This is a genomic window from Rhizobium sp. NZLR11, from assembly GCF_019685115.1.
Lineage (GTDB): Bacteria > Pseudomonadota > Alphaproteobacteria > Rhizobiales > Rhizobiaceae > Rhizobium.
The window spans coordinates 21,389-35,110 of sequence record NZ_JABDWD010000018.1; the positions used below are offsets into that span (position 1 = coordinate 21,389).

General features: G+C 61.3%; 18 protein-coding genes and 1 pseudogene. 9 read left to right on the forward strand and 10 right to left on the reverse strand.

Going from position 1 to position 13,722, the window contains the following annotated elements; genetic code table 11:
* Window positions 1-6: 6 nt before the first annotated feature.
* The gene (locus HJB83_RS25605) at window positions 7-159 is read left to right on the forward strand and encodes a hypothetical protein (RefSeq protein ID WP_221116781.1); all 153 of its coding nucleotides are present in this window, start codon (window positions 7-9) and stop codon (window positions 157-159) included.
* Between the two features lie 74 nt (window positions 160-233).
* Here the strand turns inward: HJB83_RS25605 and HJB83_RS25610 are convergent, their stop codons facing one another.
* A complete protein-coding gene (locus HJB83_RS25610; RefSeq protein ID WP_221116782.1) occupies window positions 234-806 on the reverse strand; it encodes an AAA family ATPase in 573 nt (190 codons plus the stop codon).
* A gap of 77 nt (window positions 807-883) precedes the next feature.
* Window positions 884-1,696: a hypothetical protein gene (locus HJB83_RS25615; RefSeq protein ID WP_221116783.1), complete on the reverse strand. Its 813-nt coding sequence runs from the start codon at window positions 1,694-1,696 to the stop codon at window positions 884-886.
* A 141-nt stretch (window positions 1,697-1,837) separates the two neighbouring features.
* Here HJB83_RS25615 and HJB83_RS25620 point away from each other — a divergent pair, with 141 nt between their 5' ends.
* On the forward strand, window positions 1,838-2,713 hold the full coding sequence (locus tag HJB83_RS25620) for a helix-turn-helix domain-containing GNAT family N-acetyltransferase (RefSeq protein WP_207580895.1): 876 nt from the start codon (window positions 1,838-1,840) through the stop codon (window positions 2,711-2,713).
* Between the two features lie 26 nt (window positions 2,714-2,739).
* On the opposite strand, the gene HJB83_RS25625 is transcribed toward HJB83_RS25620, so the two are convergent.
* Complete coding sequence (locus tag HJB83_RS25625; RefSeq protein ID WP_207580894.1) at window positions 2,740-2,943, reverse strand: hypothetical protein; 204 nt, start codon at window positions 2,941-2,943, stop codon at window positions 2,740-2,742.
* Window positions 2,944-3,244: 301 nt separating this feature from the next.
* Window positions 3,245-3,703, reverse strand: a complete 459-nt coding sequence (locus HJB83_RS25630; protein WP_207580893.1) for an Lrp/AsnC family transcriptional regulator — start codon at window positions 3,701-3,703, stop codon at window positions 3,245-3,247.
* A gap of 189 nt (window positions 3,704-3,892) precedes the next feature.
* Between HJB83_RS25630 and HJB83_RS25635 the strand changes: the two genes are divergently transcribed.
* Both HJB83_RS25635 and HJB83_RS25640 read left to right on the forward strand, forming a co-directional pair.
* Window positions 3,893-4,588, forward strand: a complete 696-nt coding sequence (locus HJB83_RS25635; RefSeq protein ID WP_207580892.1) for an AzlC family ABC transporter permease — start codon at window positions 3,893-3,895, stop codon at window positions 4,586-4,588.
* The gene (locus HJB83_RS25640) at window positions 4,581-4,880 is read left to right on the forward strand and encodes an AzlD family protein (protein ID WP_221116784.1); all 300 of its coding nucleotides are present in this window, start codon (window positions 4,581-4,583) and stop codon (window positions 4,878-4,880) included. Before HJB83_RS25635 ends, HJB83_RS25640 begins: the two co-directional genes overlap by 8 nt.
* 29 nt (window positions 4,881-4,909) lie before the next feature.
* Here the strand turns inward: HJB83_RS25640 and HJB83_RS25645 are convergent, their stop codons facing one another.
* Window positions 4,910-5,551, reverse strand: coding sequence for a dihydrofolate reductase family protein (locus tag HJB83_RS25645; RefSeq protein ID WP_207580890.1), 642 nt, complete (start codon window positions 5,549-5,551; stop codon window positions 4,910-4,912).
* A gap of 90 nt (window positions 5,552-5,641) precedes the next feature.
* On the opposite strand from HJB83_RS25645, the gene HJB83_RS25650 reads away from it, so the two are divergent.
* The gene (locus tag HJB83_RS25650) at window positions 5,642-6,163 is read left to right on the forward strand and encodes a helix-turn-helix domain-containing protein (protein WP_221132837.1); all 522 of its coding nucleotides are present in this window, start codon (window positions 5,642-5,644) and stop codon (window positions 6,161-6,163) included.
* 12 nt (window positions 6,164-6,175) lie between these two features.
* Here the strand turns inward: HJB83_RS25650 and HJB83_RS25655 are convergent, their stop codons facing one another.
* From HJB83_RS25655 to HJB83_RS25665, 3 genes are all read right to left on the reverse strand, one after another.
* A complete protein-coding gene (locus HJB83_RS25655; protein WP_221116787.1) occupies window positions 6,176-6,979 on the reverse strand; it encodes an ABC transporter permease in 804 nt (267 codons plus the stop codon).
* Between the two features lie 2 nt (window positions 6,980-6,981).
* Window positions 6,982-7,782: an ABC-2 family transporter protein gene (locus HJB83_RS25660; RefSeq protein WP_221116788.1), complete on the reverse strand. Its 801-nt coding sequence runs from the start codon at window positions 7,780-7,782 to the stop codon at window positions 6,982-6,984.
* A gap of 137 nt (window positions 7,783-7,919) precedes the next feature.
* Window positions 7,920-8,921 carry an ATP-binding cassette domain-containing protein gene (locus HJB83_RS25665; RefSeq protein ID WP_207580886.1) on the reverse strand — a complete coding sequence of 334 codons (1,002 nt, stop codon included), beginning with the start codon at window positions 8,919-8,921 and terminating at the stop codon, window positions 7,920-7,922.
* 202 nt (window positions 8,922-9,123) lie between these two features.
* Here HJB83_RS25665 and HJB83_RS25670 point away from each other — a divergent pair, with 202 nt between their 5' ends.
* Complete coding sequence (locus HJB83_RS25670) at window positions 9,124-9,657, forward strand: NADPH-dependent FMN reductase (RefSeq protein WP_207580885.1); 534 nt, start codon at window positions 9,124-9,126, stop codon at window positions 9,655-9,657.
* Between the two features lie 20 nt (window positions 9,658-9,677).
* Here the strand turns inward: HJB83_RS25670 and HJB83_RS25675 are convergent, their stop codons facing one another.
* Window positions 9,678-9,824 carry a hypothetical protein gene (locus tag HJB83_RS25675; protein WP_207580884.1) on the reverse strand — a complete coding sequence of 49 codons (147 nt, stop codon included), beginning with the start codon at window positions 9,822-9,824 and terminating at the stop codon, window positions 9,678-9,680.
* A 139-nt stretch (window positions 9,825-9,963) separates the two neighbouring features.
* Between HJB83_RS25675 and HJB83_RS25680 the strand changes: the two genes are divergently transcribed.
* The 3 genes and pseudogenes from HJB83_RS25680 (at window position 9,964) to HJB83_RS25690 (ending at window position 13,068) form a co-directional block, all read left to right on the forward strand.
* Window positions 9,964-10,635: a response regulator transcription factor gene (locus HJB83_RS25680; protein WP_207580883.1), complete on the forward strand. Its 672-nt coding sequence runs from the start codon at window positions 9,964-9,966 to the stop codon at window positions 10,633-10,635.
* Window positions 10,635-11,987 carry a HAMP domain-containing sensor histidine kinase gene (locus HJB83_RS25685; RefSeq protein ID WP_221132839.1) on the forward strand — a complete coding sequence of 451 codons (1,353 nt, stop codon included), beginning with the start codon at window positions 10,635-10,637 and terminating at the stop codon, window positions 11,985-11,987. The genes HJB83_RS25680 and HJB83_RS25685 overlap by 1 nt, the downstream gene beginning before the upstream one ends.
* A gap of 380 nt (window positions 11,988-12,367) precedes the next feature.
* Window positions 12,368-13,068: pseudogene (locus tag HJB83_RS25690) on the forward strand (DUF3313 domain-containing protein).
* Between the two features lie 95 nt (window positions 13,069-13,163).
* On the opposite strand, the gene HJB83_RS25695 reads toward HJB83_RS25690, so the two are convergent.
* Complete coding sequence (locus HJB83_RS25695; RefSeq protein WP_207580880.1) at window positions 13,164-13,646, reverse strand: BA14K family protein; 483 nt, start codon at window positions 13,644-13,646, stop codon at window positions 13,164-13,166.
* Window positions 13,647-13,722 lie beyond the last annotated feature (76 nt).

Consider the following 13,722-nt stretch of genomic DNA (forward strand, 5'->3'; position numbering starts at 1 on the left):
GCCGATTTGGCCCCGAAGCTTTGGGGTAACCCTGTCAACTATCACAACGCGCGGGACGCTAATTATCCGGAGCTGACATTGGAATTCCTGACGGCGAAAGAGGTCTTTCCCGTCCGCAGCCGCGGCTTCCTCAAGCGTGCATCGGCGGGACGCGCCTGAGGATCTGAAGCAGCGCACGTTCATTCACGACAGATTCCTCATCGACTGGGCGGCTTGGCTGCAAAGCACCGACTTCAGGGGTTGCCTGCGACGTTCAAAACATGATTTCGAATAGCGGCCGCACTTTCCCCAGGTGATGCGAATGTTACGTCCAAGACGAGCGTATTTTGATGCCGCGGATCGAGAACAGAAGCTCGTCGGCTGCGTTCTCTCGAGGCTTCTACATCTATTGATTTTAAGTGGACGCGGCGTGCGGGTGTAGAAATGCGGCGTGCCAACTCATCCTCGTCGCATAGCAATCGGATCGGCGCCAGCAAGGCCTGGCGCTGTTGAGCCGCGGCAGCAATTTGTTGAAAAGTGCGCATGCTACGCTGATCGCCGTCAATACCGGCATGCGTGAAGATGAAGTTTGCCGAGGAAGCGCTATAGGCGACGATCGCATCCAAGACGGCTTGCCGAACTCTTCCGGTGTATTCCCATATTCCGTTTGGGAGGGGAGATGTCCCGTCATCATCGATGAGGCGCAGTATCGGGTTATTGAACCAATGATTGTCGACAATCTTTGCGGAAAAAAGGGGGCTCAATTCTTTGGCGATCGCGAGTTTCCCGACGCCTGGAAAACCGATCAGCAGAATGAAAATATTCATACGGAGCAAACCTCCCCACTCTCGTCTGACATAGTCCGTGTGGCGCAATAGGGCTTTTCAATCCTTGCAGCTTACGCTCATTCAACTTGGATATGGATATGGTCGTCGTGGCGGGCGGCGCGGCAACCTTGGAAGCGGACATGGCTGTCGGTAATGCCAAGCGCGTTCTTCAGATGCGGCTCGATGAAGATCTTCTGCAGGCCGAAGCGCGCCACGCCTTCGCTCGTCAGCCAGGCGACCGCGGCCGATGTGCGCTGCTCCTCGATGCCATAGGCCGGAAACAACGGCTGCAGCGCGTCGAAATCCCAGCGTGTGGTAAGCCAGTCATTGCGCCCTTGGCATGGCAATTCGTCGCCCGGCGCGGGCTGCTCGAAAGCGAAATAACCGATCGGGGAGCGGGTGACGCCATCCAGGAAAGCGTCGTCCGCATCCTTGTAATAATAGGCGAAGTCGAGCTTTTTTCCGTCGGCATGCGAAAGGTGCGGCAGCAGCGGAAAGCCGTTGACGAAGGGGAAATTCGCATCCAGCGCGACGGTGACGGTACCGGGAAATTCCTCGTTCATGTGGGCGGCAAGCGCTTTTGCCAGATCGCGCAGGTGAGGGGTGACGTAGTTGCGGTTCAGCAGGCAATAGATCGGGGAGCGGACCACGAGCCTGTCTGTGGCACTTGATATGCAGGAGAGGGGTACCCGCCCGACCATCGGGGCTGCGAGGCTCGCGGCAAATGTCGCACCGGCATAGCAAAACAGGAAGATGGCGAGCTTCGTCAGAAAGCGCCGGATGCCCCAGGCGCGCGACGCGGCCAAGGCGATGAGATAGGCGATGCCGCCGATCTGCGTGAGCAGCGTCAGAAGGAGAACGATCAGGACGTGGAGAGCAAAACGGAACACGGGGGAGGCCTTGCGGGACGTTACCATCCCTTAGGCGAGGGGATGGGGATCCGCAAGATGGCTGCAAACCGCCGACCGGCGAGACCTCTGCTTTTGATCTCAGAATTGACAGGATCAATTATCTGACTTAAGTCAGATAATATGGCTTGCGATCCTGTCTCCCGCGTCCGTCGCTTCAACCGTGCCGTCACTTCCGAAGTCGGCGCTCTCGACAGCTCTTTCCTCGGGCGCGGGCGTCCGCTCGGGGCTGCCCGCGTGCTCAATTCGATCGGACGGGGACAATCGGATGTTGCCGTGATCCGCGATTACCTCGGTCTGGACTCGGGCTTGATGAGCCGTCTGCTGCGCAGTCTGGAAGAGGAGGGGCTCATCGAGACGGTGCCGAACCCTCAGGACGCGCGTCGCCGCATCGCCAGATTGACCAAAATCGGTCAGTCCGAGTTCCAGGCTTATGAAGCGCTTTCCAATGCGCAGGCGGAGGGATTTCTGGCACGCCATCGCCGCCCGGAAGAACTCCTACGCGCCATGGACATCGTTGCTTCCTCGCTGAGGCGCGACCAGATCGTGATCGAGGAGACGGACCCTCGGCACGAGGACGCCAGCTATTGCCTGAGCGAATATTACGGCGAACTTTCACGCAGGTTTGAGAAGGGCTTCGATGTATCGCTGTCCCGCGATCCCGACGCCAAGGATATGACCCGTCCGCGCGGTGCGTTCCTGGTGGCTTTGTCCGATGGCCTGCCGATCGGCTGCGTCGGGTTGAAGGGTAGCGGTGGCGAGGTCGCGGAGATCAAAAGGCTCTGGGTCGCCCCCTCCGCGCGTGGCCTCGGGCTCGCAACACGCCTCATGTTTGCCGCCGAGACCATCGCCCGCGAGCTATCCGTCAAGCTCCTCCGTCTGGATACGAACAGTGCGCTTTCCGAGGCGCAACAGCTCTATCGCGGAACCGGCTGGCATGAGATCGACCGGTTCAATGACGACCCATATCCCGACACGTTTTTTGAAAAGCGACTTTAAGCCTCTCGAGCCACCGCCGTCGGGTCCTACTGGTGGTCCAACTGCTTCGACAGCTCGGTAAAAAGCCTGTCGCGGTCAGTGTTCATCTGGATGAGATCGACGGCAATGGTGATGGCGCGGCGCCCTTCGATGCTGTCGATGTCGAGCTTCCTCTCGCAGCACCATAGCCGAACTGCATCGGTGACGATTGTTATTTCATCATCATTGAGTGAGATGAGCGATAGGAGCATCGTCGTGCCATCCGAAAAGCGGCAAGAGCACCTATGGTCTCTCAAGCGGAAGTGCCGATGCCGATGGGCCGATGGCGCTCACTCTACGCTCATTCCCCAGCTACACCACCGCTATTTCTCTGACACGGTTTGGTGCCTGCCCGGCCGGACGCCCGTATCCTCTGGCAATCTGAGCTTGTCGATCGGCATCATGCTCAAGACAGAAAGTTTCGAGGAATGCGTCCTCGGAGCGTTCGTAGATCTCGACGGACATGCGCGCGAATTGAAGAATGCCGGCGCCTTGTTCTTTTTCTCACGGCCGTCAGACCGGAACCTGCCATGACTGCTTGATCTTCTGCATCGGGATTTCCGTCTTGATGTTGCGGACGCCTTCGATGCGGCCGAGGTGTTCCATCTGGAAGCGCCTGTAGCCGTCCAGATCTGGAGCCACGACCCGGAGGATGAAATCACAGTCGCCGGCCATCAGATGGCATTCGACGATCTGGGGCAGCTTCTCCGCCGCACGGCAGAAGGCCGCCGTCGTCTCTTCGTCCTGAGCCAACAACCAGATGCGGACAAATACGCTGAAGCCCATGTCGAGCTTCACCGGGTCCAGCAATGCGACGTAATGTCTGATGATCCCGGCTTCTTCGAGCATCCTGACGCGCCTCAGACACGGTGACGGAGACAGTCCGACCTTGGCGGCCAGTTCGGTGTTCTGGATTCTGCCGTCCTGCTGCAGGACGCGGAGTATGGCGCGATCTATGGAATCCAGCTTCATTGGCGTCCTCTGCTCGTGATTGGCTAGTCATTGGCACGGGATGCCAATAAAATGGCAATACATATTTGAGAACGCAACCAATCGCTCTCGGGATTGCGATAATAATTCAGGCGACGCACCGCTGTTCGCGGCACGCTTTCGATAACAAGGGTTACCGAGGTGACGGACTGCATCTCTGAAGACATCAGCATGCCCGCAAAAGGGCGATCCGAGGCATGGCGCGGCCTGAAGGCGGCGATCCCGATCATGCTGGGCTTCGTGCCGTTTGCGCTGGTGCTCGGCGCGCAGGCCGCCGGCAAGGGATTTACGGCCGTTGAGGTGCCGCTGATGACGGGGCTGAATTTCGGCGGCGGATCGGAGTTTGCCGCTGTGGAGCTTTGGTCCTCGCCGCCGCACGTGCTTCTCATCGCCGCCATCACCTTTCTCGTCAACAGCCGGCATCTGCTGATGGGAGCAGCACTTGCCCCCTTCATTCGCCATCTGTCGAAAAGACAGGCGCTGATGGCGCTGTTCTTCATGTGCGACGAGAGCTGGGCGATGGGACTGGCGGATGCGAGGAAGGCCCGGGCCAATCTCAGCCTGGGTTATTTCTTCGGCGTGGCGCTCGGCCTCTATTTTTGCTGGGTCATCTTCACGACCATCGGCGTCTTGGTCGGACCGATCCTCGGCGACGTCACCGAATACGGTTTCGACATGGCGTTTCCGGCCGTGTTCCTGGTGATGCTCGCCGGCATGTGGAAGGGCGCGAAAGCAGCACTTCCCTGGCTCGTCAGCCTGTTCTTCGCGGCTGCAACCTACCTGGCGCTACCGGGGGCCTGGTATGTTCCGGCAGGCGCGCTATCCGGCGTTGCCGCGGCATTCCTGATGGCGCGCGCCGATGGCTGATCCGCTTTACCTCACCGCGATCGTGCTGATGGCGACGCTCACCTATCTCACCCGCATCGGCGGCTATCTCTTCCTGCGCAACCGCGCGCTCGGCCCGCGCCTGCGCATCGTCATGGAGAGTGCTCCGGGCTGCGTATTGATCACTGTCATCGCACCCGACTTCGTCACCGGCCGGCCGGCGGATCTGATTGCTCTTGCGGTGACGATGCTGGCGGCAGCCCGGCTGCCCGTGCTGCCGACCGTCATCATCGCCATTGCCGCCGCAGGCATCCTGCGGCACGCGCTGGTGTGAACGAATGCCGATTCCGATCGGCGGCTCGTTTATTTTGCGAGCACGATGTGCGTGGCGTGTTCGGTGGCGACATGCTCGGCGACGCGGAAGCCGAGAGCGGGCAGGTCGATGCCGGTGAACATTGCTTCGCCCTTGCCGAGCACGACGGGCGAGAGGGCGAAATGCAATTCATCGATCAGGCCGGCCTGAAGATATTGGCGCACGGTGCTGACCCCGCCGCCGATCTTCACATCCTTGCCGCCGGCCGCGGCCTTCGCCTTTTCAAGGGCGTCCTCGATGCCGCCGGTGACGAAGTGAAAGGTCGTGCCGCCCTCCATGACGAGGGGTTCGCGGGGATAGTGCGTCAGGATGAAGGTTGGCGCATGGTAGGGCGGGTTTGGCCCCCACCAGCCCTTCCAGGCCTTATCAGGCCAATCGCCGCGGATGGGGCCGAACATGTTGCGGCCGAGGATGAAGGCGCCGAAATTGGCCATGCCACGGGCGGCATAATCCTCGTCAATTCCTTGCGAGCCGTCGTCCTTTCCCTGCATCGCGCGAAACGTGCGGGTATGGAAAAACCATTGAAACATCTCAGTTCCGCGCTTGCCGAGTGGATCTTGCATGCTTTGCTCCGGCCCGGCGCCGAAACCATCCACGGAAAGGGAAAATGCTGCGACACGAACCTTGGACATGGTTTCCTCCATCTGATTGCAAATTAAAACTGGTTGTTTTGTCGCATAAGTGATCCTATAATGCAACCAGTTTTTTGAAGGAGATGCCTGGTGGATATCGAACTGCGCTCGGGCTGCCCGATCAACCTGACGATGGAAGTGCTGGGCGACAGGTGGACCCTCATCATCATCCGGGACATCATGTTTGGCAACCGCCGCCATTTCCGCGATCTGCTGACCCATTCGGAGGAGGGGATCGCCTCCAACATTCTAGCAGCCAGGCTGAAGCGCCTGCTCTCGCTCGGGTTTATCAGCAAGCGGGACGATCCGAGCCACAGCCAGAAAGCAATCTACAGCCTCGAGGAGCCGGCCATCCAGCTTGTTCCCGTCTTCGCCATGATCGGCGCCTGGGGGCGGCGCCATCTGCCTGTCAGCGAGGAACTGAGCATCCGCGCGCAGCTTCTCGAAGAAGGCGGGCCGCCGCTCTGGGACGAATTCATGGAGGATCTCCGGCAGATCCATATCGTCGATCCGATCGGTGGAGCCAACGGCACGTGCACTTCGGCGGTGCTGGCGAAGCTGACGGCGGCGTTCCTCGAGGTCCGCGCAAAATCGTCGGCGCCGGTCTCCTGATTTCGAGAAAGGTCAACCGCCGGCGCCCTGGTATTTGCCGGTGGCGTATCGCCAGTGAGCGATCGATATCAACACCCAAACGGGGCCGGCGGCGAGCGCCACTGGCCCGGCCCAGTCCCCAAGGAGCGGGATAGATTTGCCGAGCAGGGCGCCGACCGGGACCGAACTGGTCAGGGCCAACGGAACCGCGGTGATGAGGGTGATCTGGATGCCGCCGGGAAAGATGTTAAGGGGGTAACGGGTCAGTTCCCAAAAGCCGAAGAAGATCGAAAACAAATGGTTGGACCGCACCCACATCAGCGCCGTCGCGCCGATCATGGTGATCAGCGCACCGGTCAAAAGCGTCGCGCTGATGAGCGTGGCAATGAGGAACGACACGGACCAAACCGACCAGGTGAAGTCGACCGACAGAATGGCCCAGCCCATCAGCGCCGCCGCGAGGATGACATGGCCGGCATAGCCGATATTGAGGCCGGAAAAGACCAGATAGGCCCAGGGGCTGAATGGCTTGACCAGCAGCGTATCGTAAGTGCCGAGTCGCACCAGTTCTTCAAGGTCGCGCAATTGCACGAAGCTCATCGCGGCGCCGAGAGAATAGGCGAGCAGCTGGAAGCTGAACAACAGCGCCAGCTCCGGCAAGGTCCAGCCGCCCAGCGTGTGAAAGCGGGCGAGCAGGATGCCAATGGTGGCGAAGACGCTGCCATAGGACAGGATCTGCGCGAAACGATCGAGCCAGAAAGCGCCGCGATATTCCATCTTTGAGCGGACATGCATCCGCACCAGCAGCGGAATGACGCGGAGGTAATGAATGAGCACGATCAGCCTCCTTGCACGGTGATGCGGCGGGAGGCTGAGCGCCACAGCCAGAGGACGCCCAAGAGGAACATTCCGGCCCAGCCGAGACCAAGGCCGAGATGAAACCAGGTGTCGGCAGCCGAAAGCCTGCCGAGATAGACGGCATTCGGATAATAGACGACCCAGGCGAAGGGCAGGTGGCGGGCAATCGTCGCCAGCGGTTCGGGGAAAAACCAGAAGGGCACCAGCAGGCCCGAGAAGAGATGCAGCAAGGCGCCGAGGATCCAGTCCAGCGAGAAACTCGTCATCAGCCAGAAGGCGACGAGCCCGAAGACCGCCGACATCAAAAATACGAGCACGAAGGACAGCGCCCAGAAGGCAATGAACATCAGGCCATCAAACAGGCTTGCCGGCGGCAGCATGCCGTAAAACAATGCGGTGAAGGCGACGGTCGGGATGACCTGCGTAGCCAGGCGATAGAAAAAGCTGCCGGATTCATTGGCGAACAGATAGAGCGGATAGGACAGCGGCTTGAGCAACCAGACAGCGATATCACCGGTCTTGAGCGACCGGCCGATCTCGCCGATGATCCTCTCAGGCCGGGTGGCGCCCATCACTGCGCCGCCGAGCAGCGCATAGGTCACCATCTGCTGCAGCGAGACGCCGTCGACCACGGTTGCACCGACGCCGGCATAAACGGCCAGCCAGATGGCGACCCGCGCGACGACCTGCACCAGTTTGCCGAAGATGTTGGCCCAGACCTCGTTGCGATAGGCAAGCTGCGCGTGGAAGGCGCTTCGGGTGAAGGCGAAATAAGCGCTCATGGTGCCCGCGCCCGGGCGTTTCGGGTGAAGGCGAGATATGCGCTCATGGTGTCCGCGCCCGGGCGTTGCGGGTGAAGGCGAGATAGGCGCTCATAGTGTCCGTGCCCGGGCACTGCGGGTGAAGGCGAAATAAGCGCTCATGATGCTCGCGCCCGGGCGTCGCGGCCCTGGTAGAAGGTGCGGATGACCTCTTCGATGTCGGGCTCGTGCAGCGCCACATCCTTGAGGTCGCGCTCGCTTCCCACCTCCGAAAGGATTTTGACCAGCGATATGTCTTCGCGCTCGATCAGATAATTCTTGCGCAGGCCCTCGTCGCTGACCAGCGACGCCGTTTTGAGCGGCAAAGGTCCCGGATCGCTGGCAAATTCGAGTGTCAGTCGCCGGGCCGAGCCCAATGCCCCGCGCAGGCTCCTCAATTCGCCGTCGAAGATCAGCCTCGAGTGATCGACCATGATCAGCCGCGGGCAGATGGTTTCGATGTCCTGCAGGTCATGGGTGGTGAGGATGATGGTGACGCCGCGCTCGCGGTTGATCTCCGCAAGAAAGCGCCGCACCGCATCCTTGGCGACCACGTCGAGCCCGATGGTCGGTTCGTCCAGAAAGAGGATCTTCGGATCGTGCAGCAGCGACATGACGATCTCGGCGCGCATGCGCTGGCCGAGGCTGAGCTGGCGCACCGCGCGGTCGAGAAAGGGCGTGAGGTCGAGCAGCTCGCTGAAGCGCCGGAGGTTATCGGCATAGCGGGCGGCTGATATATCGTAGATGCGCTGGTGCAAGGTGAAACTGTCGACCAGCGGCAGGTCCCACCACAGCTGACTGCGCTGGCCGAAGACAACGCCGATCTCGCGCGCATTGTCCATTCGCTTGAGATGCGGTGTGCGGCCAAGCACGGTAAGCGTGCCGGCGCTCGGTACCAGGATGCCGGTCATCATCTTGATCATGGTGGATTTGCCGGCGCCATTGGGGCCGAGATACCCCACAGCTTCGCCGGCCGCGACGTCGAAATCGATGTCGGAAACGGCCAGAACCTCTGTATATTCGCTCGTCACCAGCGTCTTTAGCGCGCCCAGAAAGCCCGGAAATCTCTTGTGCTGCCGGAAGCGTTTGCTGACGCCCCGGGCTTCGATCAAAGCCGTCATATGTATTTCCCGCCGACTCGGCAGCTGTGAGGATTGGAACCCAGGCTAACGCCGGGCTCGGCCAGTGCAAGCAAAAGTCGCTTTTGGCTGTCACTCAATCGCCCAATTCAAAGTGCTGCGGCATCCTTCGCGCATCCGAAAAGACGCGCGGCGCCGCAGCCTTTTGCGTTGACAGGGTGATCAATCGATCGCTGTTGGGGTCATGAAGATTCTCGCAATATCCGGCAGCGCTCGGCGCGATTCCACCAATACGGCCATGCTGCGGGCCATCAGCGTCGTCGCACCAAGTGAGATCGAGATTGCGATCTTCGATGGCGTGGGATACCTGCCGGTATTCTCGCCTGATCTCGAGGGGGAATCCCTGCCGGCGGCGGTGCGGGATTTCATCGACGTGATCGCTCGGAGCGACGGGGTGATCATCGCCAGCCCGGAATATGTGCGATCCATTCCCGGCGGCCTCAAGAATGCGATCGACTGGCTGGTGTCAGGAGAGCAGATCGTCCACAGGCCCGTTGCACTGCTGCACGCATCACATCGGGGCGATGACATGCTGGCAGGTCTGCGCACGATCCTTGCGACCATCACCGACCGCTTCGCGGACGATATCTTTCTGCGGCTTCCTTTGATGAAGCTGGAACCGGCCGAGGTGTTTCGGGCTGTCGCGACGGTGGAGAACCGTTTGAGGGTGCAGGCCTATCTTCAGGCCTTCTCGGCCTATTGCAAGGCAGCCGGCTAAATCGCCTGAGGTCCGCCCGGTCATCGGATCTCCATCAGCAGGCCGCTCTCGAACGCTGTTTTTTCCTGGAGCGTGTGCAGTATCACGAGCGGGGCTGCGAGCAGCGCGGCGAGGATGAAGGCGGAGAGGAAATGCCTCTTGAGGAAACGGAGGATAGGTCGGATCATCTTGATCTCCAGATGCCGCGGATGTCCTTTGTACTGGACCTCAACAATTGCGGCAGCATGACCGGCTGCCTTGCAAGCTCCGCAATGCTGCCGCAACCCTTGTGGCGGACAGAGGGAAGGTCAAGAGAACAGGCGGGCGATGCGGATATTGTTGATAGAAGACGAGCGGGAGCTGGCCGAGGCGCTGTCGGCAGCGCTTGGCAAACATGCGATCGTCACCGACCACACGATGCACCTGGCCGATGCCGTCGAGCTGACGCGGCAGAACCTCTACGACGCGATCCTGCTCGACCGGCGCCTGCCCGATGGAGAGGGGCTGAGCTTCATTCCAGAGCTGAGGCGGACGGGGAAGGATACGCCGATCATTGTGCTGACGGCGCGCAACGAGCCGAAGGAACGGGTTGAAGGGCTGGACCTGGGCGCCGACGACTATCTTGGCAAGCCGTTCCTGGTCGAAGAGCTGATGGCGCGGCTGCGGGCCGTGCTGCGGCGGGCGCCGGGTCTTGCCGAATTGCAGATTACCGCCGGGCGGATGGTGATCGATCCGCTGCATCTCAGCGTCACTGTCGCAACGGTGCCGCTCGACCTGCCGCGACGCGAACTTCTGGTGCTGGCCGCCCTTGCAAGGAGGAAGGAGAAGACCGTGCTCCGCTCGACACTGGAGGCGGCGGTTTATAATTACGAAGAGGAAATCCAGTCGAATGCGCTCGATGCGCATATTTCGCGGCTGCGCAAGCGGCTGATCGATGCCGGCGCCGGTGTCGCGATCCATAATATCCGCGGCGTCGGCTATCTCATGAAGGAAGAATGATGGCCAAGGTGCAATACGCCAATCCGTCGCTTTGGTGGCGGCTCAGCTGGCAGCTCAGCATCGTTTTCGTCGCCGTGGTGGCGGCTGTCATCGTCGGCCTTTGCGTTTACGGGGCGATGATCCTCTCGCCGAACGTCGCCATGGAATACAGGCTGACCGCAGCGCTCGATGAGGCGCTGATCCGCGATACGCAGGGCAAGCTCGTCATCGTCGACAGCCCGCGCCTTAGCGCCTTCAAGGCCGAGAGCGACAGGCTCTGGTTCGTCGTAGCTGCGCCGGACGGGCAGACTGTTTCCTATGGCGCCGTGCCGGAGGCCTATCAGGTGCTTGGCCCCTATGTGCACCTGATCAAGGAGGCCGATATACGCGGTGCCGCCTTTACCGGCGAGAGCGCCTCGATCGACAGTGTCGAGACGGGGATCGGGCCTTTCCGGGTGATGTATGGCGGCAACCCGAGCCGGAGCGCCACCTTCCTGACCATGCTCACAGAGACCTATCCGATCTATGTGCCGCTGCTGGCGGTCGCTCTGCCGGCGGTCTTTTTTGCTGTGCCCCGGATTGTCGGGCGGGCGCTGAGGGGGATCAGCGACGTGGCGCGTGCCGCAGCGGCAATCGAGCCGCGCCGGCAGGGCGCACGCCTTCCCGTGAGCGGCATTCCCCGGGAAGTGTCGCCGCTCGTGACCGCCTTCAACAGTACGCTGGAGCGGCTGGAGAATGAATTCCGCAAACGCCAGCGCTTCCTGATCGATGCGGCGCATGAGCTGCGGACGCCGATCGCCATCACGCAGACGCGTATCGACGGCATGCCCGATGGCCGCGAGCGGCAGCGGCTGCTCGACGACGTGGCGCGGCTGGCCGAGGCGGCCGAACAGCTGCTCGATTTCGAGCGAAACGACCAGGCGGCCGATCTTGACGAAACGGTCGATCTCGTCGGCATCGCCCGCACTGTGGTTGCCGACCTCGCGCCACTGGCAATCGCGGGCGGCTACCAGATCTGCTTTCAAAGCGAGGTGGAGAGCCTTGAACGCCGCGGCAGCCCTTCCGCCTTACCGCGGGCGGTCAGCAACCTGGTGCGCAATGCCATCGACCACGGCGGCAATGGGGGCATGATCACGGTCGCGGTATCGCGCTCGGCTTCCGGCGGCGGCAGGATCAGCGTCGCCGACGAGGGGCCAGGCATTCCGGCCGAACATCGCGAACTGGTGTTCGAGCCCTTCTATCGCGTCACTCCAAGAAGCAAGGGCGCCGGTCTCGGCCTCAGCCTCGTCAAGCAGGTCGCCGCAAACCATGGCGGCGCGGTCAGCATCGAGAGCAGTGCAGCCGGGACACGAGTGATGATCGAACTCGCATAGGTAGGTCAGGCTGGCTTGAGCCGCAACCGCCCGCCGGAAGCGACCTGTAATGTTGCGGCAATTCTCGACCGCCACTTTCGCCTGAGACTAGAGCGCGGCGCGTCTTACAAGACGCGCCAAGGACGCTCTAGCGCTTTAAACCTGCGCATAATCCTTTCCGGAAATCGATTTCGATTTTCGGGGTTATGCGCTATCGGCGACGGAGGCCAGACAGCGTGCGCAGCAATCCATTTTCATTTTCTTTCCTACAGGCTCCGAGGGGCTTGTCTCTCGCCTTGCCGGTGGCGCTTGCCATGACAGCGGCAGGGTGCAGCTCGGTGCCCCTCAAGGGGGCCGGCACGCTTTCCTTCTACGGCAATCTCGGCCCGCCGAAGGGCAAGTTGTCGAAATCGCGCGTCTATGTCGATGGGACGCGCCTTAGCCCGGCAAAGACGGTGAATATCGTGCCGACAACCTTCGCTTTCAGCGCCGCGACCCGCGTCAAATCGGACGCCGACCGGGTGATGGTGGCGAACGCGCTGGACCGGGCGCTCTGCATTTCGCTCAGCGACAAATATCAGCTGGTCTCTTCAGGCCAACCGGCGGACCTGACGATCCGCTCCGTTGTCACCGACATTGTACCGACCAATAAGGCGATGGCGGGTGTTTCCACCGTTGTGACGGCACCGGTTTCGTGCTGCCCGTCGGCGTGCCGCGGCTGCCGGCCGGCCTCGGTGGACTGGCGGTCGAGGCTGAGGCCGTCGACCGCGATGGTGTGCAGCGGACGGCGATCGTCTGGTCGCGCGGGGCAAACTCGCTGCAGAACACTCCCCGCGTTTCCGAAGTCGGCGACGCCTATGGCCTGGCGTCGAAATTCAGCAGCGAATTTTCCCGCATGCTGATCAAAGGCAAGGAACCGAAGGGATTGGATATCTCGCTGCCGTCGGGGCAGCGAATGAAATCCTGGCTCGGCGGAAAACCGAAATACGCCGCCTGCGACGCCTTTGGCCGGTCGCCCGGACTGATGGGAGCTGTGGCCGCCAAATACGGCGCGCCGCCGCAATGGACCGAGAAGAAGCCGAAACCGGCGGCGACCTACTGAGAGATACACGCTCAGTCTTGCCCCAGGCGCTGCCCGTGCGGCATCAAAAAGCCCCGCATTTTCATGCGAGGCTCGCTGTTGACGGGTGGATCGGTTTATTGGCACTCGCGGCGCGGGCCGTAGCTCGGCTGGAAGGTATTGTCGTAGGCGCGGTAAGACCGGTAGCGGCTGTAGCAATAGTCGGCATGCGAGCTGTAGGCGCGTGAAGAATAGGCGCGCGGCTGCGAGGCGATGATGCCGCCGATGAGCGCGCCGGCAGCGAGGCCGCCGATGATGGCGCCGCTATTGTCATGGTGGTGATAGTGACGATTATAGCCACGATCCCATCCATAGCGGTCGTCGCGGTAGTAGCTGCCATCGCGATAGTGGTGGCGGTTTCGGTACCACCTGTGATCATTACCGAACTGCCCAGGGCAATTGGTGAAGTTGTTGCAGCCGACGGTCATGATATGGGCGGCACTTTGAGACGCCGGTTGCGCCGATTGCGCCGGACTCGGCACGAAGGCAGGGCCTGCCGAGGCCGGCATTCCGGAGAAAGCCGTCGCTATCGACAGGGCAATGATGGCGAATCTGTTCATTTCTCTCACCTTGGGTAACGGATGTTCGAGGGGGTAACGCAGGGGAAGGGGTTTGGTTTCATTTTGGGATGAAAGG